Source organism: Mesorhizobium sp. M4B.F.Ca.ET.214.01.1.1, assembly GCF_004791545.1.
GTDB classification, from domain to species: Bacteria; Pseudomonadota; Alphaproteobacteria; order Rhizobiales; family Rhizobiaceae; genus Mesorhizobium; species Mesorhizobium abyssinicae.
In genome coordinates, this window is the sequence record NZ_SRUX01000201.1 from 1 (window position 1) to 324 (window position 324).

Consider the following 324-nt stretch of genomic DNA (forward strand, 5'->3'; position numbering starts at 1 on the left):
CTCCAGCCAGCATCTTGATGGGGTGGACGGCCCCCGACCCAGCGGCATCGCAATGTGCCAAGATGGCGTTGTCAAAGGACCATCAGAGGGAAGGAACCGTCCGCATGCAAGTTATCACGATCGGATTGGATATCGCCAAGAACGTCTTTCAAGTTCACGGCGTCGATAATGCAGGAAACGCGGTGCTCCGTCGAAAAGTTCGGCGCGATCAGCTTATTCCGTTGCTTCGCGATATGCAGCCGTGCCTCATCGGCATGGAGGCCTGCGCGACGGCGCACCATTGGGCGCGGGAGCTGATTGCACTCGGGCATGTGGTCAAGTTGA

The 324-nt window shown here is 58.3% G+C and carries 1 pseudogene; it reads left to right on the forward strand.

The window, feature by feature from the left end:
* Positions 1 to 104 precede the first annotated feature (104 nt).
* Positions 105 to 324, forward strand: a pseudogene (locus tag EN857_RS33890) (IS110 family transposase); the annotation flags it as partial.